This is a genomic window from Streptomyces sp. NPDC085481 (assembly GCF_044541845.1).
Taxonomy (GTDB): domain Bacteria; phylum Actinomycetota; class Actinomycetes; order Streptomycetales; family Streptomycetaceae; genus Streptomyces.
In genome coordinates this window covers 97,129-117,356 of the sequence record NZ_JBITTJ010000005.1, presented here as the reverse complement: position 1 = coordinate 117,356, position 20,228 = coordinate 97,129, and the positions used below count along the sequence as shown (strand labels likewise).

General features: G+C 71.8%; 20 protein-coding genes. 6 read left to right on the top strand and 14 right to left on the bottom strand.

Annotation, left to right across the window (positions count from 1 at the left end; all coding sequences use genetic code 11):
- Positions 1 to 2: 2 nt before the first annotated feature.
- The 8 genes from ACIGEZ_RS13415 to ACIGEZ_RS13380 form a co-directional block, all read right to left on the bottom strand.
- On the bottom strand, positions 3 to 1,043 hold the full coding sequence (locus ACIGEZ_RS13415) for an AvrD family protein (RefSeq protein WP_399829942.1): 1,041 nt from the start codon (positions 1,041 to 1,043) through the stop codon (positions 3 to 5).
- Positions 1,040 to 1,336, bottom strand: coding sequence for a phosphopantetheine-binding protein (locus ACIGEZ_RS13410; RefSeq protein WP_399829940.1), 297 nt, complete (start codon positions 1,334 to 1,336; stop codon positions 1,040 to 1,042). The genes ACIGEZ_RS13415 and ACIGEZ_RS13410 overlap by 4 nt, the downstream gene beginning before the upstream one ends.
- Positions 1,330 to 2,085, bottom strand: a complete 756-nt coding sequence (locus tag ACIGEZ_RS13405; RefSeq protein ID WP_399829937.1) for an SDR family NAD(P)-dependent oxidoreductase — start codon at positions 2,083 to 2,085, stop codon at positions 1,330 to 1,332. The genes ACIGEZ_RS13410 and ACIGEZ_RS13405 overlap by 7 nt, the downstream gene beginning before the upstream one ends.
- A complete protein-coding gene (locus ACIGEZ_RS13400; protein WP_399829935.1) occupies positions 2,082 to 3,431 on the bottom strand; it encodes a class I adenylate-forming enzyme family protein in 1,350 nt (449 codons plus the stop codon). The genes ACIGEZ_RS13405 and ACIGEZ_RS13400 overlap by 4 nt, the downstream gene beginning before the upstream one ends.
- Positions 3,428 to 4,252, bottom strand: a complete 825-nt coding sequence (locus ACIGEZ_RS13395; protein WP_399829933.1) for an HAD family hydrolase — start codon at positions 4,250 to 4,252, stop codon at positions 3,428 to 3,430. Before ACIGEZ_RS13395 ends, ACIGEZ_RS13400 begins: the two co-directional genes overlap by 4 nt.
- Before the next feature lie 171 nt (positions 4,253 to 4,423).
- The gene (locus ACIGEZ_RS13390; protein WP_399829931.1) at positions 4,424 to 5,281 is read right to left on the bottom strand and encodes an MBL fold metallo-hydrolase; all 858 of its coding nucleotides are present in this window, start codon (positions 5,279 to 5,281) and stop codon (positions 4,424 to 4,426) included.
- 200 nt (positions 5,282 to 5,481) lie between these two features.
- On the bottom strand, positions 5,482 to 6,945 hold the full coding sequence (locus ACIGEZ_RS13385) for an MFS transporter (protein WP_399829928.1): 1,464 nt from the start codon (positions 6,943 to 6,945) through the stop codon (positions 5,482 to 5,484).
- Between the two features lie 81 nt (positions 6,946 to 7,026).
- Positions 7,027 to 7,959, bottom strand: a complete 933-nt coding sequence (locus tag ACIGEZ_RS13380; protein WP_399829926.1) for a helix-turn-helix transcriptional regulator — start codon at positions 7,957 to 7,959, stop codon at positions 7,027 to 7,029.
- Between the two features lie 228 nt (positions 7,960 to 8,187).
- Here ACIGEZ_RS13380 and ACIGEZ_RS13375 point away from each other — a divergent pair, with 228 nt between their 5' ends.
- Complete coding sequence (locus tag ACIGEZ_RS13375; RefSeq protein ID WP_399829923.1) at positions 8,188 to 8,808, top strand: TetR family transcriptional regulator; 621 nt, start codon at positions 8,188 to 8,190, stop codon at positions 8,806 to 8,808.
- Between the two features lie 110 nt (positions 8,809 to 8,918).
- On the opposite strand, the gene ACIGEZ_RS13370 is transcribed toward ACIGEZ_RS13375, so the two are convergent.
- On the bottom strand, positions 8,919 to 9,833 hold the full coding sequence (locus tag ACIGEZ_RS13370) for an NAD(P)H-binding protein (RefSeq protein ID WP_399829920.1): 915 nt from the start codon (positions 9,831 to 9,833) through the stop codon (positions 8,919 to 8,921).
- Positions 9,830 to 10,474, bottom strand: a complete 645-nt coding sequence (locus tag ACIGEZ_RS13365) for a ScbR family autoregulator-binding transcription factor (RefSeq protein ID WP_399829919.1) — start codon at positions 10,472 to 10,474, stop codon at positions 9,830 to 9,832. Before ACIGEZ_RS13365 ends, ACIGEZ_RS13370 begins: the two co-directional genes overlap by 4 nt.
- Positions 10,475 to 10,603: 129 nt before the next feature.
- Between ACIGEZ_RS13365 and ACIGEZ_RS13360 the strand changes: the two genes are divergently transcribed.
- The 4 genes from ACIGEZ_RS13360 to ACIGEZ_RS13345 all read left to right on the top strand — a co-directional run bounded on the left by ACIGEZ_RS13360 (position 10,604) and on the right by ACIGEZ_RS13345 (position 14,647).
- Positions 10,604 to 11,629, top strand: coding sequence for a ScbA/BarX family gamma-butyrolactone biosynthesis protein (locus ACIGEZ_RS13360; RefSeq protein WP_399829916.1), 1,026 nt, complete (start codon positions 10,604 to 10,606; stop codon positions 11,627 to 11,629).
- 338 nt (positions 11,630 to 11,967) lie between these two features.
- The gene (locus ACIGEZ_RS13355; protein ID WP_399829914.1) at positions 11,968 to 12,681 is read left to right on the top strand and encodes an AAA family ATPase; all 714 of its coding nucleotides are present in this window, start codon (positions 11,968 to 11,970) and stop codon (positions 12,679 to 12,681) included.
- A gap of 41 nt (positions 12,682 to 12,722) precedes the next feature.
- Positions 12,723 to 13,328 carry an AAA family ATPase gene (locus ACIGEZ_RS13350; RefSeq protein WP_399829911.1) on the top strand — a complete coding sequence of 202 codons (606 nt, stop codon included), beginning with the start codon at positions 12,723 to 12,725 and terminating at the stop codon, positions 13,326 to 13,328.
- Between the two features lie 158 nt (positions 13,329 to 13,486).
- Positions 13,487 to 14,647 carry an LLM class flavin-dependent oxidoreductase gene (locus tag ACIGEZ_RS13345; protein WP_399829908.1) on the top strand — a complete coding sequence of 387 codons (1,161 nt, stop codon included), beginning with the start codon at positions 13,487 to 13,489 and terminating at the stop codon, positions 14,645 to 14,647.
- Between the two features lie 73 nt (positions 14,648 to 14,720).
- On the opposite strand, the gene ACIGEZ_RS13340 is transcribed toward ACIGEZ_RS13345, so the two are convergent.
- Both ACIGEZ_RS13340 and ACIGEZ_RS13335 read right to left on the bottom strand, forming a co-directional pair.
- Positions 14,721 to 15,572, bottom strand: coding sequence for an alpha/beta fold hydrolase (locus tag ACIGEZ_RS13340; protein ID WP_399829905.1), 852 nt, complete (start codon positions 15,570 to 15,572; stop codon positions 14,721 to 14,723).
- A 402-nt stretch (positions 15,573 to 15,974) separates the two neighbouring features.
- The gene (locus ACIGEZ_RS13335) at positions 15,975 to 16,667 is read right to left on the bottom strand and encodes a metal-dependent transcriptional regulator (protein WP_351657054.1); all 693 of its coding nucleotides are present in this window, start codon (positions 16,665 to 16,667) and stop codon (positions 15,975 to 15,977) included.
- Positions 16,668 to 16,816: 149 nt separating this feature from the next.
- On the opposite strand from ACIGEZ_RS13335, the gene ACIGEZ_RS13330 reads away from it, so the two are divergent.
- A complete protein-coding gene (locus ACIGEZ_RS13330; RefSeq protein WP_399829903.1) occupies positions 16,817 to 17,584 on the top strand; it encodes an SIS domain-containing protein in 768 nt (255 codons plus the stop codon).
- 214 nt (positions 17,585 to 17,798) lie between these two features.
- On the opposite strand, the gene ACIGEZ_RS13325 is transcribed toward ACIGEZ_RS13330, so the two are convergent.
- Both ACIGEZ_RS13325 and pdxH read right to left on the bottom strand, forming a co-directional pair.
- Positions 17,799 to 19,127 carry a PAS domain-containing protein gene (locus tag ACIGEZ_RS13325; protein WP_399829900.1) on the bottom strand — a complete coding sequence of 443 codons (1,329 nt, stop codon included), beginning with the start codon at positions 19,125 to 19,127 and terminating at the stop codon, positions 17,799 to 17,801.
- A 431-nt stretch (positions 19,128 to 19,558) separates the two neighbouring features.
- A complete protein-coding gene (gene pdxH, locus ACIGEZ_RS13320; RefSeq protein ID WP_399830583.1) occupies positions 19,559 to 20,191 on the bottom strand; it encodes a pyridoxamine 5'-phosphate oxidase in 633 nt (210 codons plus the stop codon).
- Between the last annotated feature and the right edge of the window lie 37 nt (positions 20,192 to 20,228).

The following is a 20,228-nucleotide window of genomic DNA, read 5'->3' as shown; positions in this document are numbered from 1 at the left end:
GCTCAGCTCGCGGACGCCGCCGCCTCCGGGGGCAGCTCGTGGGCGAAGCCGCAGCGCAGGGCCACGCCGGCCAGTTCCGCCTTGACCTCGACGCTGCGCCAGATCCCGCCGCGCAGCGGCAGCAGCCGCTTGCCGGTGAGGGTGGCGCGGGCGAGCCGCGAGCGGTCCGGGTGGTCGGGCAGCTCGGCCGGAACGGGCGCGGACTCGAGCACGGTCTGCATCATCCACAGGGTGTTGCTCTCGGCCCGGCTGACGCCGTCCAGCTCGTACATGAGCACCTGGACGAGCTGGAGGTTGACGACGAAGGCGTCGACGAGCGACACCGACGGCTGGTGGGCGCCCTCGATGCCCTCGCGGGCCGGCTCGGCCTCGGGTGCGAAGTGCACGTCGGCCTGGGCGGAGAGGGAGTCCATGTCGACGCGTACGTCGTCGATGAGGTGCCGTCGCCGCTTGAACCCGTCGCCCCAGAAACGCCGTTCGGCCGGGCCGAGCGCGTGCTCGAGGCTCTCGTGGCGGGCTTCCTCGACCGCGCGGGTGACGATGTCGTGCTCGATCTCGGTGCGGACCCGCAGGTTGCCGACCGTGCAGTCGTGCACGGTCAGATGGCGGGCGGGCAGCCCGGGCAGGTCCTCGGTCCTGACCAGGCGGGCCGCGAGCGGGATGTCCGCCAGTTCCTCCTGGGGGGCGCCGCCGGCCCGCAGGACGACCTTGTGCAGCCGCATCCGGGTACGGGCGGCGGCGTCGAGGCCGTAGCCGTGGGCGAGGTGCAGCTCGGCGAGCTGGACGCCGAGGACGAGGGCGTCGACGGTGCTGAGGTGGGGCCGGAGGTCGGTGCCGTCCTTCTTGCGGGACCAGTCGGCGGGGTAGCCGACGTCGACGGTGGCGCGCACGCCCGCGTCGGGGGCCTCGGCCGGCGTGACGATGACGTTCCGGACCCGGTACTCGGCGCGCTGGTAGCCGCGGGAGAAGAAGCGGGTCTCGCTCGGACCGAGGTAGTCGTCGATGGACTTGAGCAGGATCTGCTGGCCGGTGCGCACGCTCACACCCCCGCCGTCCGGGCCCGTATCGCCTCGTCGTACGCGGCGATGAGATCACGGATCGTCCGGATGTCGGCGATGGACCGGTCCTCGGCGAACGGGTCGACGCCGAGCTCGGTCTCCAGCTGGAGCAGCAGCTGGGCCAGGAGGAGGGAGTTGAGTCCCGCGGTGAGCAGCGGGTCGTCGAGGGCGTAGGTGGAGCCGCCCTCGTCGTTGAGCAGGACGCTGTCGATCTCGCGCTGGATGACTTCCTGGAGGTCGACGTCCTGGTTCTGGTTCGTCTGCGTGCCGTTCAGCATGTGATGCCTCCGTCGATGACGAGTGTCTGTCCGGTGATGAACCGCGCCCGGGGCGAGGCGAGGAAGAGGACCGCGTCGGCGATCTCGTCCACGGTGCCGAGGCGGCCCAGCGGGGTGCGGCGCTGGATCTTCTCCCGGTTCTGCGAGGTGACCTCCGCCGTCATCTCGCTGTCGAAGAAGCCGGGCGTGAGGGTGTTGACCCGGATGCCCAGCGGGCCGAGCTCCCGGGCCAGGGCGCGACCGAGCCCTTCGAGGCCGGCCTTGGCGGCGGCGTAGACCGCGACGCCGCGGTAGCCGCGGATGGCGTTGATGGACGAGATGTTGACGATCGTGCCGTCGCCGTCGCGCATCATGAACCGGGCGCAGGCCTGGGCCAGATGGAGCGGGGCGAGCAGGTTGGCGCCGACGAGGTCGTCCATGCGCTTGGGCGCCGTGGTGAGGAACAGCTCCTGGTGGAGCACTCCCGCGTTGTTGACGAGCAGGTCGATCCGGCCGAAGCGCTTGCCGGCGTCGCGGGCGAAGCCCCGTACGGCCGTGGTGTCGGTGAGGTCGACGGCCGCCCAGTGGAAGGAGTCCTGGTGTTTGCCGGCGGTCGCCTCCGTGAACTCGTTGGGCTTACGGCTGAAGGTGGCGACCCGCCAGCCGTCGGCGAGCAGCCGCTCGACCAGGACCCGGCCGAGGCCGCGGCTGCCGCCGCTGACGACGGCCACGGGTGCGGGCCTCTCCTCGTGCTCGGGCGTGGCGGTCATGCCGCGCTCCGGATCTTCTTGAAGCGCTCGGAGTGCTGGTCGTCCTGGGAGACCTCGATCAGGAGCGGCACCTTGTACGCCTGGAGGCGCTCGCTGCAGTACCTGCGGACGGTGCGGGCGACCTCGCGGGGGTCGGCCGGCCGGGTCAGCTTGACGGTGGCCTGGACGACCTGGCCGGTGATGTGGCTGTGGCGGCCCGAGACGGTGGCGTCCGCGATGAGGTCCATCTCCAGCAGGACGTTCTCGACCTCGCTGGGGTAGACCTTCTCCCCCGCCACGTTGATGATCTCGGACTTGCGGCCGAGGATGCGGACGTACTCGCCGTCGGTCTCCACCGCGTCCTGGGTGTTGAAGTACCCCTCGTCGTCGAAGGGCGCGGGCGCGTTGAGGTAACCGAGCATCGCCATGTCGGAGCGGATCCAGAGGATGCCGTCGCGGATCTGGTGGTCGAAGCCGTCGCCGCCGAGTTTGACCCAGAGGCTGTCGTTGTCGCGGGACTTGGTGGACAGGATGCCGAGCTCGGAGAGTCCGTAGGTCTGCTTCAGACGGACGCCGGGAAGCGTCGCGTCGAGCCGCTGGAGGACGCCGAGGGGCATGGGCTCGGTGCCGTACGTGACCAGTTGCAGCGAGCTGAGGTCGTGGCCGGCGTGGGCGCCCGAGATCAGCAGCATGTTGAGGAAGGTGGGCGTGGTGGGCAACACCTCGATGCGGTGCTCGGCGATCGCCGCGCAGACCGAGTCGGGGGTCCGGTCGGCGATCGTGACGAGCGCGCCGCCCTGGCTGAGGGTGTGCAGCAGGGTGTTGATGCCGCCGATGTGGTCGAGGTTGAGGAAGCCCAGGGTCCGCTTGGGGCGGCGGGCCTCCCCGTACTTGCTGAGCATCCTGGCGAAGTCGAGCACCGTGGCCTTGCTGCGGCCGGTGGTGCCCGAGCTGAACAGGACGAGGCCCGGGGTCCGCGCGGCGCGCAGCCTGCCGTACAGCTCGTGGTCGGCGGCGCGGCCGGTGCGCCGGCACAGGTGCCCGCCGTCGGGGGCGCCGGCGACCGTGATCGCCACCTCCACCTCGGCGATCTCGTGGAACTCGGCGCGCTTGGCGTCGGGCAGCGGGGTCATCGGGACGACGACCGCGTCGCGGGCGACGAGGGCGAGCAGACCGGCGCAGGATTCGACGCTGCTGGGGCCTTCCAGGGCGACGACCTGTCCGGCGCGCACGTCCTTCTCGTCGAGGAATTTCTCCCAGCGTGCGGTCGCCTCGAGGAGCTGCGCATAGCTGTGGGTCCTGCCGTCGAAGACGATCGCGTCGGCGGAACCGAAGCCGTGCATCCGTTCAAAGAACCAGGCGGTCATGCGCCCTCCGGAATTTCGTAACGGGCAGAGGTGTAGGGGGAATTCTCTGGTCTGCGGGTGGAAAGCGGACGGGGGTGGGACGGAAGGCGGGGTCGGGCCGGAACGCGGTATCCGGACGGAGAAAAGGGGATCGGTGGTTCGGGGGCCGGCGGCGGCCCCGGCAGCAGCCGCCAGCCGTGGACGCGTGCCGATGAGCGCAGACCGGCGTCGCCTCCGACGACGTACGCCTTCCCGACGGCCCTCAGCATCGGCAGGTCGGAGACGTGGTCCCCGTAGGCGGCGCAGTCCTCCGGGTCGAGGCCGCCGCGGATGGCGACGTGCATGACGGCGTCGCTCTTGGCGGCGCCGATCATCGGCGGGCCGTCGAGCTCCCCGGTGTAGCGCCCCTGGGAGATCGCGGGGCGGGTGCACCGGACGTCGTCGACGCCGAGGTCGGCGGCGACCGGGTCGAGGAGGGCCGGGAACGAGCCGGAGACGAGGACGACGTGGTCGCCGCGCTCCTGGTGGCGGCGCAGCGCGGCCACGGCGGGGGCGTGGTAGTAGCCCCCGGTGGCCAGTTCGGCCGCGAACCAGCTCCGGGCCACGTCGGCGACGACGCCGGCGTCGAGGCCCTGGAGGTGGGCGAAGTAGGCGCGGTTGGTGGTCTCGCGGGCGCAGCCGACGGCGGCCATCGCCTTGAGTTCCCGTACGCGTTCGTCGAATTCGCGCCGTGGGCGGCCCATGGCGGCGAGATAGAAGGCGAGAAAGCGGAACATGCCCACCGAGGTGGTCAGGGTGCCGTCCACGTCGAAGAAGGCGGCTCGCGTGGGGTTCTGGCTCATACCGAGAATCATCGCAGCGGCTTTCCCCGCGCCCCAGACTTCAATGTCACCGGCTTCCCCGGCGCTATCACCAGGGATGCTGTTGCTGTCGCCAACAGATTCGGGGGCGCGAAATGAGAACGGGCCCGGAACACCTGATTCCGGTGCCGAGCCCGCCCTTTGGTACGGAATTCAGAGTTCCGAATGCGGCCCCCAGCGAAGGGCGCCGTCCTCCTCCACGACCCGGCCCAACTGGCCCTGCCCGAAGTGGATGCCGAACGCGAGGGTGTCCGGGCGGGTGAGCTCCGGTAGCAGCTCGTACCGCGTGCGCACCGCCTGTTCGGGCAGCGTGTCCATCGACACCGGCCAGTCGGGGCGGGCGAACTGCGCGGGTGTGTGGAAGACGTCGCCGAAGGCGATCAGGCGGTGCTCGCCGGTGTCGATCACGTACGAGGTGTGGCCGCGGGTGTGCCCCGGGGTGAGCCGGGCGGTGACGCCGGGGAAGATCTCCTCGCCGTGTCCGGCGGTGCGCGCGGGCACGGAGACCTCCGGCGGCATGGTCCAGTCCGCCCATTCCTCGCGCGAGGCGACGAACGTGGCCCGGGAGAAGGGGAAGCGGCCGGCGGGGCCGGAGCGGAAGGCCCAGCCGACGTGGTCGTCGTGGAGATGGGTGAAGGCGACGGTGTCGATGTCCTCCAGCGTGCGGCCGGTCCGGCGGAGGGCGTGCGGCAGCGCGCCGCCGCGCAGGGCGCCGATGGTGTCGATCGTGTCGGCGGCGGGGATGTCGTGCGGGCCGAAGCCGGTGTCGATCAGCAGGGCGCTGTCCTCGTACTCCACGAGCAGGGCGCCGATGGGGGCCTCGATGAAGCCGTGCGGGTCGAGGAGGGAGGCGTTGTCACCGGCCCAGTCGTCGGCGGTCGACTCGGGCAGCCAGCGCAGGGGGTGCAGTTGGACGGATCCGTCGGGGATGGCCGTGACGGTGTGCCGGCCCAGGCGCAGGGAGGGCAGCACGGGCGGGGGCGGGGTGGGGGTCCCCGTGATGAGCGGCATGGTGGTCCTCCCTGGGTGGGGTGGGGTCGCGGGTGGGGCGGGTGCGCGGGTGGGGCCGGCGCGCGAGTGGGGCCGGCGCGCGAGTGGGGCCGGCGCGCGAGTGGGTGCGGTCCGGAAGTGACCGGGAGGCGGGACACCGACCTTGCGGTGCGGTGTCACGCCTCCCGGGGTGTGGTGCGGGTCGTGAGCCGGACGGGGGCTCAGGCGGCTCCGCCGGCCCGGACCGGGGCCTCGGTGGCCTTCTCCTGCGCGGCCTCCGCGGACTCCGGCACGGCCTTGGGCTGCTTGCGCAGGCCGAGGACGATCAGGACGGTGAGCAGGATCAGGGCGGCCGAGGTGTACGTGGCCGCCTGGAGGCCGTCGGAGAGGTGGGCCTTGTCGGGGTCGGGGCCCGCGACGCCGTTGGAGACGGCGACCAGGACGGCGAGGCCCACGGCGGCACCGACCTGCTGGCCGCTGGTGGCCAGGCCGGAGGCCAGGCCCTGGAGCTTCTCCTCGACGCCCGCGGTCGCCGCGGAGAACATGGCGGTCCAGATGACGCCCTGGGCGAGCGAGAAGACCACGATGCCGGGGATCATCTGCGGGTACGTCGAGCCGTCGCCCAGGAACGCGGCGAACAGGGCCGTACCGACGGCGCCCACGATCAGGCCGATGACCAGGGTGCCGCGGGCCCCGTAGGCGGTGGTGAGCTTGCCGCCGATCATGGAGCCGATCAGGATGCACGCGCACGGCACGATGAAGGCGAGGCCGGTGGCGAGCGCGTTCCAGCCGCGGACGGTCTGGAGGGCGAGCGTGATGAAGTACGCGCTGGCGCCGAAGGTGGCCATGAACATGAAGGTGATCATCGAGCCGAGGCGCAGGCTGTTGTACGAGAACACCCGCAGCGGCACCAGCGGGTCGGCGGTGCGGGACTCGATGACGACGAAGGCGACGATGAGCGCCACCGCGACGATGAAGCTGCCCAGGATGGTGGGCGAGGCCCAGCCGGACTCCGGACCCTGGACGAGGCCGAAGACGAGCAGCAGCGCACCGCCGGTGACGGTGATGCCGCCCGGCAGGTCGAAGCCCTGACGGCGCTCGGTGGGCGGGTCGGCGGGGATGGCGCGCAGGCCGAGCAGGGCGACGCCGACGGCCAGCGGGACGTTGACGAAGAAGGTCGCGGACCAGCCGAAGGCCTGGGTCAGCACGCCGCCGAGCAGCGAGCCGACGACCATGCCGCTGCTGCCCGTCGCGCCCCAGACGCCGAGGGCGCGGTTGCGCTCCTTGCCCTCCTCGAAGTTGGTGGTCAGCAGCGACAGGGTGGCCGGGGCGAGGAACGCGCCGCCGATGCCCTGCACCGCGCGGGCGGCGACCAGGACGGCGGGTGTCTCGGCGAGGCCGCCGGCGATCGAGGAGATCGCGTACAGGGCGAGGCCGGTGAGGAACATCCGGCGGCGGCCGATGAGGTCGGCCATGCGTCCGCCGAGGAGCAGGAAGCCGCCGAAGGCGACGGCGTAGGCGCCGATCACCCACTGCAGCTGCTGGTCCGAGAAGCCGACGCCGCTGCCGATGTCGGGCAGCGCGACGAACACGATGCTGTAGTCGAGCGCGATGATCAGCTGCGCTAAGGCCAGGGCCGCGAGGATGAGCCCCTTGCGGCCTGCGGAACCCGACGACGAAGTCATGGTCTCCGTACCTCTCTTATCTGGTTATCGTTCGGATTACTGGTGGTTCGGCCGGCGGCCGACTTGCTCCCCGCGCGGCGCTCAGGCCGGCACGCCCACCACGTCGAAGGCGCGGGGGGACTCCCGGGCCCAGACGGCCAGGCGGTCGGCCGTGGCGTCGGCGCGGGGGCTGAGCAGGATCAGCTGCAGGCCCGGGCGGACGGCGAGGTCGAGGCCGACCTGGGTGAGCGAGAGCTGTCCCAGCTCGGGGTGGCGCAGCACCTGTTCGTAACTCGACCCGTCGCTGATCTGGTGCTGGGCCCACAGTCCGGCGAAGGCCGGGCTGCACTCGCACAGGTAGCCGGTCAGCGCGGCGAGCCGGGGATCGCCCAGGAACTCGCTGCTCTGGGTGCGGAACCGTGCCACCGCCTCGGCCGCGTCCCGCTCCCAGCAGGGGAACCGGGTCCTGGCGCGCGGGTCGAGGAAGAGCATCTCCAGGTAGTTGGGGTGCGGACCCTCGATGCCGAGGAGCCGTACGGCGGTGCGGTTGGCCGCCACGATGTCCCCGTAGCGGTCGACGAAGTACGCCGGGTTCGGCAGGAAGCCGTCGACGATCTGGGCGTTGAGCCGCTGGTCCCCCTCCGCCGGGACCCGGGGCCGCCTGGGCGCCGCGTAACCCGCGAGGCGCATCACGTACAGACACTGCGCCTCGTCGAGTCTCAGGACGTGGGCGACGGCGGCGAGGATCTCGGGGGAGACGTTCTTGGCCCTCCCCTGCTCGATCCAGGCGTACCAGGAGGCCCCGATGCCGGCGAGCATGGCCACCTCCTCGCGGCGCAGCCCGCTCAGCCGCCGGGAACCGCCGCCCGGCAGGCCCACCTGCTCCGGGGTGACCTCGGCGCGGCGGGCCGCGAGGAAGTCCCCCAGCTCGGCGAACTTCAGGTCAGCCGTCCGAACGGCCGGCTTGGCGACCGCGGTCGCGGGACCCCTCGCCGATAACGCGACGCCAAGTGCCGGAGATCCAGAACCAGTCATCGTGGCCATCCTCCTCCGTGGACAACGCCCGCACCCCCTGCCAGTGCGAGGCTCCCCAGCATCATAGAGATCGATATTTTTTTTTGTACAGGAAGAGAGCGATCGTTATTTTTCTTTACCGAAGGTTAACCGTTCGGGCCGGCTTCGGCCGACGGGCTTGCATACGGGGGTGGGGCACCGGTAAATGATAGCGAGCGCTATCTTTGTTACCGAAGGGCCGGTACCCACATGGTCAGTCAGGAGCGGGCGGAACGGACGCGAGCGCGTCTGCTCCACGCCGCCGCCGGAGAGTTCTCGCTGTACGGATACGGCGGGACGTCACTCCAGCGCATCAGCGGGGCCGCGGGCGTCACCATGGGAGCCCTGACCTTCCACTTCCCCACCAAGATGTCCCTCGCGGGCGCCGTGCACACCCACGGCTTCGCCCTCACGAGGGCCGCCGTGGCGTATACGGCCACGGGTACGGCCGTGGCGGACGGGGCAGGCAGGTCGGACGGGTCGGCACCCCACCTGCAACGGGTCATCGGCATCACCACCGCCCTGGCCCGGCTGCTGCACGAGGAGGCCACCGTCCGGGCGGCCGGGCGGCTGAGCCGGGACCGGACCCTGGAGCGGGATCACTGGCACGAGGCCTGGCTGCCCCACGTCCACGAACTGCTCGAACAGGCTGGCAAGGAAGGCGAGTTACGGCCCGGTGTGAACCCGCACGTCGTGGCGCTGCTCACGCGCCTCCTGGTCTCGGGCCTGGAGGAGTCGGCCCAGCCGGGCGGTGGGCCCCCCGGGCAACTCGGCCAACTGGGCGCGGTCTGGGACGTGGTGCTGTCGGGAGTCGGGCGGCCGCAGGGCTGAGGGGTGTCGCGCCGAGGGCCCGGCGGAACCCCGGGCTCCAGGCTCCGGACCCCGGACCCCAGACCCCAGACCCCGGGCCCCGGGCTCCAGACCCCGGGCCCCCTGGGGCCTCAGGCGAAGAGGGCGGCGTGGTCCGCGGCCCAGGCGGCGAAGGTCGTCGGCGGCCGCCCGATGAGCGTCGCCAGCGTGTCGTCGACCCGGCCCGCCGATCCCGCCGGACCCGTCGTTCCCCCGCCGCGCCGCCGCGCGCCCGCGAGCAGGGCGTCGGCGATCGGCTCCCCGTACCTCCGGACCCATCCGGCGCGCGCCTCCTCGGCCGTGAGGTCCTCGAACTCCAGGCGCCTGCCCAGGACTTCCGACAGCACGGCGGTCTGCTCGCGCGCCGAGAGGTCCTGCGGCCCGGTCAGCGCGTACGTGGCGGACGCGTGGCGGTCGGGCTCGGTCAGGGCGCGTACGGCGGCCTCGGCCACGTCCCGGGGGTCCACGCAGGCCGTGCGCGCCGCGCCGCCGAGGGCGCGTACCACCCCGTGCTCGCGGATCGACGACGCCCAGGCGAGCGCGTTCGACATCGGCGTACGGATGCGGAGCACGGTCCAGGACAGGCCGCTCGCGCGCCACAGGTCCTCGGCGCGCCGGTTCCAGGTGGCCACGAGGTCGTCCGCGCCGGGGTCGGCGACACCGAGCCAGGAGAGCTTCACGGCATGCCGTACGCCGGTGGCGCGGGCGGCGGCGAGGAGGTTCTCGTCGTCCTCGGGACGCAGGGGGTTCGCCGTCACGACGAAGACGGCGCCGGCGCCGTCGAGGGCGCGGCGGAGGCGGTCGCCGTCCGCGTAGTCACCCTCGGCCACCGTGCCCGGCAGACGGAGCGAGGCGGCCTTGTCCGGGTCGCGCACGAGGAGGGTGGGGGCGGTCCGTCCCGGTGTGGCGAGGAGCCGGGCCACGTGGCGGCCGACGGCCCCGGTCGCACCGGTGACGACGATCCCGGGGGTGCGGCCGGCTCCGGCTAAGGCGTCCGCCGGGCTCATGCCGCCGCCCCGCGGGAGTCGTCGAGGCAGAGGCGCTTGAGCGCGCTCGGGGTGGCGATGGTCGGCAACAGCACGTTCCACATCTCCCTGATCCGCTGGGGCAGGTCCTGGCGGCCGCTCTCCAGATGGGCGTGCATCTGTGCTCCGGTGCAGGCGTTGACGATCAGCCGTGCCACGGTGTTGACGTCGACGTTCGCCCGGACCTCGCGGTCGCGCTGGGCGACGGTGAGGGACTGGGCGATCACCTCGGTCCACTGCTGGTGCGAGTTCTCCTCGGGGCCGATGAAGGAGTCCTGCTCCATCACGAGCCGGGCCCCGGCCAGCAGGAACGGATCATCGAGCAGCGCGTGGGCCCAGGTCAAGGTGATGTCGACGGCGTGCTGCAGCCCCTCCGTCTCGTACGGCGGCGTCACGCGTTCGGGCTGGCTGCGCACGATCTCGCGGGCCAGCGCCTCCTTGCTCTCGAAGTGGAAGTACATCGCGCCGAGGGTCAGTCCGGCCCGCCGGGTGATCTTCGTGACGCTCGCTCCGGAGAATCCGCATTCGGCGAACACCTCGGCGGCGGCCCGCGCGATGACGGCCCTGGTCCGAGCTGCGCGTTCCTGCTTGATCTCCCGTTTGCCTGTGAGCTCGGCAGCCACAGACGCCTCCTTCGTCACTGGTTCAACCCTCGACAAAAAAAAGAATAATCTCTATCTTACCGGCGTTCGCGCTGATTGCCGCCAGAGCGAACGCAGACCTCGCGTCGACACCTATCGGAGGAAGCTCGGATGGCTCGGTGCACCACCAACGGACTCGTCGATCCCCGCCCCCAACCCTCCCCACCCGACATCACGCACGACGCCACGCACGACGTCAGGCGCTACGCAGGCAAGGTCGACCTCGACGAGGTCCTTGTCGCCGACTGGCGCCGCGTCGACGACCTCACGCACGCCGTGACGGTGCGCTGGCCCCGTCACCACGCCTTCTACACTCCCACGCCGCACGACTACACCGTCCTGCTGTTCACCGAGAGCGTCCGGCAGGCGCTGGCCGTCACCAGCCATCTCGGACTCGACATACCCGTCGGCCACCGCATGGGCTGGGAGCTCCTGTCCTGCACGGTCGCGCCGGACTGCTTAGCCATCGACACCGACCCGACCGACCTCGAACTCACCGTCACCCACGATCCCTTCACCCGCCGGCGATCGGGCCTCGCCCGGCTCACCGCCCGCGTCACGGCCACCCGCGGCGGCCGGCTCCTCGGCACCGCCCTGATCCACTACACCGCCTACCCTCCCGCCCTCTACGACCGGCTGCGCGGCGAACACGCCGACGCCCGGGAGGCGTTCGCCAGAGCCCTGCCACCAGGGCCGGCCACCGACCCGGCGCTCGTCGGCCGTACGGACCCCCAGGACGTGGTGCTGGCGGAGGACACCACGCACACGGGGAACGACAGCCGACGACGCTGGGCCCTGCGGGCCGACACCACCCACCCGGTCCTCTTCGACCACCCCCACGACCACATCCCCGGCATGGTCCTGCTCGAAGCGGCGAGCCAGGCCGCCCAGGCCGTGGCGGCGCCACGGCGGGTCGTCCCGATCGAGCTCGACACGACCTTCTCGCGCTACGTCGAGTTCGACGAGCCGTGCACGATCGTCGCGGAGGAGCCCGAGGTGGACGCGCTCGGCCGGCTCCGGCAGGTCGTCAGCGGCGTCCAGTGCGGCGAGACGGTCTTCAGCACGCGGGTGACCGGGATCTTCCCCGACCCCGTGTTCATCCCACGGCAGCGGAAGCACGTGGCCGTACGGGACTGACCGGTCCGAATGAAGTGAGCCGCCGGCGGCGGGCCTCTCCTGGCCCGCCGCCGCTTTGCGTTCTCCCAGCTCGAAGACGGTGTTGGTGGCACCCATCGTGTCCGTGGTGATGGGTCCGGCGACGCTGTTGAGTTTGGAGTCTGGGTAACTCCGGCGGCCGTTGCCATGATTCTTCCGCGGGCCAGTTTCGCAGGTCGGCAGAGGCGACTCCCCGGACGACTCCCCGGAAGAACAAGGACGTTCACGCCGGGTCGAGCGTCGAGCGTACCGACCGCCCTGGGTCCCCTTCCTGGCACTCCCGATCGTCCCGCCCGTCACGTCACCTCAGAGGAGCAGTAATGAACCTGTCCATCTCCGGTACCTATTCCGTCGGGAAGACGATCACCAGCATGGCGATCGCGCACCTCACCGGCATCCCGCGCACCGCCGCCCCCACCATGCGCGAGCTGCTGCCGATCTCCCTCCCCGGGAAGACCCTCGAGGAGTGCAACGGCGCCGAGCTCATCATGCTGATCACGCGCCGCATCCAGGGCCGCGCGGTCGCCGAGAGCCACCTGCCGAACGGCTACATATCCGACGGCTCCGCCCTGCACGAGTGGTCGTACGCGAACGTCCGCGTCAAGGTCGGCATCAACCCGAACGACTCCATCGACCTGGACACCGTCCCGATGACGGACGAGGTCCGCTTCTACGCCGAGGTCATGAAGCAGATCGGCATCCCGGCCCGCCAGCACACCAAGGCCAACTACGACGCGTTCGTCCACCTGCCGATCGAGTTCCCGATCGTCGAGGACGGCCACCGTCCGGTCAACGAGAAGTTCCGCCAGCTCGCCGAGCAGCTGCTGCTCGACACCCTCGAGGAGCTGGAGATCCCCGTCCACATCGTCGGCGGCACGATCCCGGAGCGGCTGGCCCGGATCGTCGAGATCTTCGACTTCCCGACCGTGATGACCATCGAGGAGGCCATCGCGAAGGCGGAGGAGGAGTACGCGCAGATCGACACCCGCAACGAGCTGGAGCGGCTGGCCGACGCCACCCCCGCCGCCGCCTGATCACCCGCCAGAACCCGAGAGATCGAAACGGAGACGTAGACGTGAGAATCGCTTTCGTCGGCGCGTACGGAAACGGCAAGACCACCCTCACCACCGAGCTGTCCAAGCGCACGGGCCTGGAGCGCGTCCACGGAAGCGCCATGCGCGACCCGGCCGGCACCACCCCGAAGTCGCTCGAGGAGTCCAGCGAGACCGAGCTGGTCCAGCTCGCGGTACGCCGCTACACCGAGCGTGCCACCGACGAGGCCGCCCGCCCGAAGGGCTTCCTGTCCGACGGCTCGGTGCTCCACGAGTGGGTCTACAGCAAGGTGCGGCTCGCCGTGGGCCGGTACCCCGAGCCGACCGACACCCTGGCGGCGGGCGTGCGTTCGCCCCGCACCCAGGTCGTCGAGGAGGTCGTGGACCAGCTCGGCCTCCTCGCCAGGGAGCAGGCGCGCGTCGGGTACGACGCCGTCGTCTTCGTCCCGAACGAGTTCCCGCTGCCCGAGGGCCACGACCCGATCAGCGCGCACTTCCGGGTGCTGTCGGACGAGCTGATGCTGGAGATCGTCCACACGCTCGGCATCCCGGTGCACACCGTGTCGGGAACGGTGGAGGAGCGGATCGAGCAGGTCCTGAGCATCCCGGGCGTGCCGCGGAGCGCGTAGGTCCCGGATTCCCGGCGGCCCGTGTCCCGGGAGCGGCCCGCGGCGCGCTCCCGGCCGCTGCCGGGAGGGCCCGCGGGCGCGTCGCGGGCCCTCCCGGCGGGCCGCCCCCCTCCCCCCCGTCTTTCATTCGCTGACCAACCCCGGCAAGGAGACCCCCGTTGCACACCGGAATCGGAGCCTTTCTCTCCCCGCTGCACGCCCCGGGCCAGGACCCGCACCTGACCATCCGGCGCGATCTTCAGCTCGTGGAGCACCTGGACGAACTCAACTACGACGAGGTCTGGTTCGGCGAGCACCACTCCCTGTCCTGGCCGACGATCGGCGCCCCCGAGACGATCATCGCCGCGGCCGCCGAGCGGACCCGGCAGATCAAGCTGGCCAACGGTGTGGTCCCGCTGCCCTTCCACCACCCGTACAACGTGGCGACCCGGGCGCTGATGCTCGACCACCTCTCCCGTGGCCGCTACATCCTCGGCGTCGGCCCCGGTGCCACCCCGAACGACTCGCACCAGTTCGGCGTGGCGCAGGACGACCTCAAGCGCATGGCCGGCGAGGCGATCCCCGTCGTGCAGGAGCTGGTCAACGGCGAGGAGCGGGTGAGCGCCAAGACCGACTGGTTCGTGGTGCAGGACGCCAAGATGCAGCTCCCGCGCTACAGCAAGCCGGGCATCGAGATGGCGATCTCCAGCATCGGCTCGCCCAACAGCCCCAAGATGGCCGGCCAGTACGGGCTCAGCCTGGTGTCGTGGGGTGCGCCGCCGCCCGGGCTGCCGGCGGTGGACCTCGCGCAGCAGTGGCGGTTCGCGGAGGAGGCCGCCGAGGAGCACGGCCGTACGGTGGACCGGCGTACCTGGCGCGTGGTCGCCCCGCTGTACATCGCCGAGACCCGCGAGCAGGCCTACGCGGACGTCCGGGAGGGCTTCTCCGAGTGGCTGTGGGGCTACTGGGGCAAGGCGGCCGGCTTCGACGTGGCCGCGAGCATGGAGGGGGTCAAGAGCTCCCAGGAGCTGGAGGCCGGTGTCGAGCAGGGCCTCGCGATCGTCGGCTCGCCGGAGGACGCGGTCGCCGCGATCCAGCGGCTCCAGGAGCAGACCGGCGGCTTCGGCACCTTCCTCGTGTACGCCATGAACTGGGCGTCCTTCGAGAAGACCAAGCGGAGCTACGAGCTGCTCGCCGAGCTGGTGGCACCCCGCTTCAACGGGTCGACCGCGCGCGGCGACGAGTCCATCCAGTGGAGCGTCGACAACCGGCACGTCTTCCCCCACACCGAGGCCCGCCGGGCCCGGGAAGCGCGGGAGGCGGCGGCGCAGGCCGGCTGAGGATGCCGTGAGCGGTACGGGAACCCCCCACCCCACCCGTACCGCTCACTCCCTCCTTCTCCTGCTCCGGCGATCAGGAGGTCAGGACGCCGTCGAGGAACGGCTCGACGACCTCCCGCCAGGCGTCGGCGTGTTCGTAGTGGAGGAGGTGTCCGGCGTCGGGGATCTCCGCGTACGCCCCGCGGGGCAGGACGCGGACCATCTCCTGCGCCTCGGCGCGGCCCAGCTCGCCGTCGAGGCCCCGGACGACGAGGGTCGGGCAGCGGACCTGGGCGAGCGAGTCCCAGTGGGCGTCGTGGACCCAGGTCTCGCGGGAGGTGAGCATCTGGGCGGGGTCGAAGACGGGCCGCCAGCCGTCGGGGTGCTCGGTCATCACCTCGGCGAAGAAGTCGCCGCGGGCGGGGTTCGACCGCTCCACCCAGGGGTCCTCCTCGCCGAACCACTTCCGTGCGGCGTCGAGGGAGGGGAACGGGACGGGCCAGCGGCGGAACCAGTCCTGCCACTCGCGCTGGGAGGCGGCGCCGAGGGCGGAGGCGCGCATGTCGCAGATGACGAGGGCGCGGACGAGGTCGGGGTGCTCGGCGGCGAGCTGCCAGGCGGTGAGGGCGCCCATGGAGTGGCCGACGAGGGTGACGGGGCCGAGCCCGAGCCGCTCGACGGCGGCGGCGGCATCGGCGACGTACGCCTCGCGGGTGAAGGGCCCGGTGGCGGGCTTCTCGCTGCTGCCGTGGCCCCGCTGGTCGAGGGCGACGGTGCGGTGACGGCTGCCGAGCCAGCGGGCGGCGGGTGCCCAGTGGGAGGCGTGCCCCATGAGCCCGTGCAGGAGTAAGACGCCGGAGCCGGCCTGCGGGGCGGTCTCCTCCGTGAAGTCCCAGGCCGCCAGGCGTACGCCGTCGGCCCCGGTGACGTCGAGTCGTCGCACCATGATCCCTGGCACCCCCTCTGTGTCCTTCGAGCTTCGCCAGACTATCGAACCCATATTCGAAAATGCGCTTCTGCCACTCAACACCCCTCGTTCGAGTGACAGCGCTCAAGGATTGACTGCTGTGGCCGAGGGGAGATCTTCAACGGGAGGCGGACCGCTCGGGGAAAACGGTCCGAGGGGAATGACCCTGGGAGCTCGGGGCTCCGGGTCAGCACAGGGGAGGACAGGCCCCGGCGCCTTAGGGCGCCGGGGCTCTCTGTCTCAGTCGCTGTCTCAGTCGCTGTCGCTTGCGCTGTCGCCTGACGGACGGCCCTCATCCCCTAAGCGTGGCACGGAAGAGGCCGCGGCCGTGGCGATTCCGCCGTAAACCGGGCCCACGAGGACCCGCCCCGGCGAACGGCCTCAGCGCTTGGCGACGAAGACGTGCGCGGCGACCTCGGCGTCGAGCTCGGCGGCCTCGCCGCTGCTGCCGACCAGGACGCCGCCGGGGGACTCGGTCACCGAGACGACGGAGCCGGGCTGCACACCCGCACGGCGCAGGGTGTACATCAGCTGGGCGTCCGTCTGGATGGGCTCGCCGATCCGCCGGACGATCACGGTCTTGCCCTCGCCGCCGGCCTCCAGATCGGCCAGCGAGACCATGGAGTCGTCCAGGAAGGACTCCGCCTCGGCCTTCTCGCCCAGCTCCTCCAGGCCCGGGATCGGGTTGCCGTACGGCGACTCCGTCGGGTGACGCAGCAGCTCGAGGACCCGGCGCTCCACGGCCTCGCTCATCACGTGCTCCCAGCGGCACGCCTCCGCGTGGACCTGCTCCCACTCCAGGCCGATCACGTCCACGAGCAGGCACTCGGCGAGCCGGTGCTTGCGCATGACGCGGGTGGCCAGGCGGCGGCCCTCCTCCGTGAGCTCCAGGTGCCGGTCGCTCGCGACGGCCACCAGGCCGTCGCGCTCCATGCGCGCCACCGTCTGGCTCACGGTGGGGCCGCTCTGGTCGAGCCGCTCCGCGATCCGGGCGCGCATGGGGACCACACCTTCCTCTTCCAGCTCAAGGATGGTGCGGAGATACATCTCCGTGGTGTCGATCAGTCCGGACATACGTGCCCCTCGATGAGTCGTGCGCTGGCCCTCCCCCAATTCTGACGCATCGCACCGACAACCGGGGCGTGCGCGGAGGAGGCGGTATTGACAGAGCAATGGTCCAGACCGCACCGTGATCGGCGACCACGACGAGAAGGAGCACCGGAATGGGCGACAGCGCGGGCGAGAGCAAGCTGGCCGGACAGTTCTTCGACGCGGCGATCGGCCTGCTCCAGAAGGTACGGGACGAGGACGCGGCGGACATCGCGGCCGCCGGCACCGCCATCGCCGAGGCCGTCGCCTCGGGCGGCCGCCTCTTCGCGTTCGGCGCGGGCCACTCCTCGCTCGCCGCCCAGGACGTCGTCTACCGGGCGGGCGGCCTCGCCCTGATGAACCTGCTGGCCGTCCCCGGCGTGGTGGGCGTCGACGTCATGCCCGCCACCCTCGGCTCCGCCCTCGAGCGCGTCGACGGCCTGGCCGGCGCGGTCCTCGACTCCTCCCCGGCCCGGGCCGGCGACGTCCTGATCATCATCTCCCTGTCCGGCCGGAACGCCCTGCCGGTCGAGATGGCGATGAACGCGCGCGCCCTCGGCCTCACGGTGATCGGGGTGACCTCGCTGGCGTACGCGACGGAGACGAGGTCCCGGCACGTCTCGGGCACGTACCTGAAGGACCACTGCGACATCGTCCTCGACTCCAAGATCGCCATCGGCGACGCCGAACTCACCCACGAGTCCATCGAGGCCCCCTTCGCCCCCGCCTCGACGGTCGTCACCAGCGCCCTGATGCAGGCCACGATGGCCGCGGCGGCCGAGGAGATGGTCCGCCTCGGCATCGAGCCGCCCCTGCTGCGCTCGGGGAACGTGGACGGGGGCCACGAGTGGAACGGCCGGGTGATGACGGAGTACGGCGACCGCATCTTCTTCCGCCACTGATCGCGCCACGACGACCGGAAAACGACGGAGGGGCCACGGCGAGTTCTCGCCGTGGCCCCTCCGCTTTCTGTCAGGTCCTACGAGACGTAGTACCCGGCGACATCCGCCGGCAGGTCCACGGACCCCAGGTGTCAGACGGGTCGGCGTCACCGGGCGGAACAGGCCCAGGCCCGTGACCGACACCGCTCGGTCGCGGGGGCGCCGTCGCCGCGGGTCAGCCCCCGGCCAGGTCCAGGGCCGCCGCCACGCGGGCCGCGACCGTCTCCGCGTAGACCGCGTCGGTCCGCTCGAAGGCGGGGCGGGACGGGGAGCGGAGGAAGGTGACGACGCCGAGGCTGCGGGCGCGGGAGCGGAGGGGGATGCACAGGGCGTGGGACATGGCGGGCGGCCAGAGGCGGTCGGTGGACCAGTGGGAGGCGTCCGGGGCGGCGCTGGCGCGGGTGGGGCCGGGACGGCCGAGGGACTGGAGGGCCGGGTGCGACGGGGGGTAGCGCAGGGGGATGCCGGCGTTCGGGACCGGGGTGACCGGGCCCGGGGCGCCGGACGGGGTCGCCAGGGCGCGGACCAGGCGGCCGTCGGCGGTGGTCCGGTCGACCAGGACGTGGTCGGCGAAGCCGGCGAGGGCGAAGTCCAGCAGGACGGCGGCCGCCTCCGCCGGGTCCTCGCACTCCGCGGCGGCCACGCCCGCGCGGTGCAGCTGGGTCCAGCGGAAGCGCAGCCGGTCCGCCTCCTGCTCCGCGAGCCGGGCCTCCGTCACGTCCTGGAAGAGCCAGCCGACGCCCAGCGGGACCGGTTCGGGTTCCTCGGCGAGCGGGGAGGCCAGGCGTACGAAGCCGGAGCGCCAGCAGCGGCGGCGGTCGCCGCGGGGGCCGCGCAGGGTGACCCACACGTCGGCCGGTTCGGGCGGCGAGCCGGCGGCCAGGACGTGCTGGAGGGCGCCCTCCAGGTCCTCGACGCCCTGGACGACGAGTTCGCCGAGCGGGCGGCCGAGCAGCGAGGTGCGCGCGGTGCCCAGGGCGCGGGCCGCGTAGTCGTTGACGACCGCCGGGCGCAGGTCGACGTCGACCAGGACGACGCCCCAGGAGGCCTCCTCGAACAGGGCCTCGCTCAGGGCGATGGACCGCTCCAGGTCGATCTGCGCGTGCACCTCGCTGAACGCGCAGTAGATGCCGGCCGGGCCGCCGTCGGCTCCCCGTACGCCCGCTGTCTGCGTACGGACCAGGACCCGCCCGCCGTCCTTGCGCAGCAGCGCGAACTCGTGCACCTGGCGGCCGGGCGCGGTCATCGCGCGCATCAGCCGGGCCAGGGTCTCCTCGGCGTCTGCGCTGCGCGCCGCCCACCCGGCGAAGCCGTGCCGCCCCACCACCTCACCCGCGGACCAGCCGAGGATCCGCTCGGCCTCGCGGTTCCAGTGCGTGACGGTCCCCTGGGCGTCGAGCGCGCACAGCGCCGCGTCCATCCCGTCGAGCAGGGCGGCCAGCAGGTCCGCCCCGTCCGCCCCCGGAATCCTCGGCACCCTGGCCGTGTCGCTCGTTCCGCTCATGCGGCACCCCCCGCCTCATTGAACTGGAAACGTGACCCAGGACACAGCCCCTTCCCGAAAATAGGTTGAGCGCTCGGGCGGGGCTTCCTAGGGTGGGAGCACACGTGAAAGGAGGTGATCCGAAAACATGGTTTCTTTTCGGACTCGTGAGGTGACTGCGGGCTAAGGCCTGCCGTCGCACTCTTGTGCACCTCGGCAGGCCTTCTGCCGACGACAACGCAGTCACCCGACCCGTGGGCCGCCGGTTCAGTCCGGCCGGCTCCCGTCCAACTGCAGTGGACGGGACCAAGGCCCACGGGTCGCCTGCGTTTCCGGACCTCCGCGGTTCCGGACCTCCGCGGTTCCGGACCTCCGCGTCTCCGGACCTCCGCGTCTCCGGACCTCCGCGGTTCCGGACCTCCGCGGTTCCGGACCTCCGCGGTTCCCGGCGTCTACGGGGACAGGCGCTCCACGCGCCACGACTCGCCGTCCGGCTCCCGCACGTACCGCAACCGGTCGTGCAGGCGGTTCTCGTGGCCCTGCCAGAACTCCACCGTCTCCGGTACGACCCGGAAGCCGCCCCACTCCGGCGGCACCGGCACCTGCTCGTCCTCCGGGTAGCGGGCGGCCAGTTCCTCGTAACGGGTGAGGAGTTCGGCCCGCGACTCGATCACCGAGGACTGGTGGCTGGCCCAGGCCCCGAGCTGTGAGCCGTGCGGGCGGGTGCGGAAGTACGCCACCGTCTCGTCGCGGCCGGTGCGGGCGGCGCGGCCGGTGACGATGACCTGGCGGGCGAGCGGGTGCCAGGGGAAGAGCAGCGAGATGTACGGGTTGGCCGTCAGCTCGTGGCCCTTGCGGGAGCCGTAGTTGGTGTAGAAGACGAAGCCCGCGTCGTCGTAGTGCTTGAGCAGGACGGTGCGGGAGGACGGGCGGCCGTCTGGGGTGGCGGTGGAGACGACCATCGCGTTCGGTTCGTGGATCGCCGGGTTGGCGGCGGTGTCCTTGAACCAGCGTGCGAACTGTTCGATCGGTTCGGGGGCGAGATCCGCCACGGTCAGCTCCATGGTGCGGTACTGCTCGCGCATGTCGGCGGGATCGAGAGCATCGGTCACGGGGCCATCC

Coding starts and splice junctions, on each gene's coding strand:
- ACIGEZ_RS13410 (WP_399829940.1), bottom strand. CDS start 1,336: ATGCTGAACGGCACGCAGACGAACCAGAACCAGGACGTCGACCTCCAG.
- ACIGEZ_RS13405 (WP_399829937.1), bottom strand. CDS start 2,085: ATGACCGCCACGCCCGAGCACGAGGAGAGGCCCGCACCCGTGGCCGTC.
- ACIGEZ_RS13400 (WP_399829935.1), bottom strand. CDS start 3,431: ATGACCGCCTGGTTCTTTGAACGGATGCACGGCTTCGGTTCCGCCGAC.
- ACIGEZ_RS13395 (WP_399829933.1), bottom strand. CDS start 4,252: ATGAGCCAGAACCCCACGCGAGCCGCCTTCTTCGACGTGGACGGCACC.
- ACIGEZ_RS13390 (WP_399829931.1), bottom strand. CDS start 5,281: ATGCCGCTCATCACGGGGACCCCCACCCCGCCCCCGCCCGTGCTGCCC.
- ACIGEZ_RS13385 (WP_399829928.1), bottom strand. CDS start 6,945: ATGACTTCGTCGTCGGGTTCCGCAGGCCGCAAGGGGCTCATCCTCGCG.
- ACIGEZ_RS13380 (WP_399829926.1), bottom strand. CDS start 7,959: ATGACTGGTTCTGGATCTCCGGCACTTGGCGTCGCGTTATCGGCGAGG.
- ACIGEZ_RS13375 (WP_399829923.1), top strand. CDS start 8,188: ATGGTCAGTCAGGAGCGGGCGGAACGGACGCGAGCGCGTCTGCTCCAC.
- ACIGEZ_RS13370 (WP_399829920.1), bottom strand. CDS start 9,833: ATGAGCCCGGCGGACGCCTTAGCCGGAGCCGGCCGCACCCCCGGGATC.
- ACIGEZ_RS13360 (WP_399829916.1), top strand. CDS start 10,604: ATGGCTCGGTGCACCACCAACGGACTCGTCGATCCCCGCCCCCAACCC.
- ACIGEZ_RS13355 (WP_399829914.1), top strand. CDS start 11,968: ATGAACCTGTCCATCTCCGGTACCTATTCCGTCGGGAAGACGATCACC.
- ACIGEZ_RS13340 (WP_399829905.1), bottom strand. CDS start 15,572: ATGGTGCGACGACTCGACGTCACCGGGGCCGACGGCGTACGCCTGGCG.
- ACIGEZ_RS13335 (WP_351657054.1), bottom strand. CDS start 16,667: ATGTCCGGACTGATCGACACCACGGAGATGTATCTCCGCACCATCCTT.
- ACIGEZ_RS13330 (WP_399829903.1), top strand. CDS start 16,817: ATGGGCGACAGCGCGGGCGAGAGCAAGCTGGCCGGACAGTTCTTCGAC.
- ACIGEZ_RS13325 (WP_399829900.1), bottom strand. CDS start 19,127: ATGAGCGGAACGAGCGACACGGCCAGGGTGCCGAGGATTCCGGGGGCG.
- pdxH (WP_399830583.1), bottom strand. CDS start 20,191: ATGCGCGAGCAGTACCGCACCATGGAGCTGACCGTGGCGGATCTCGCC.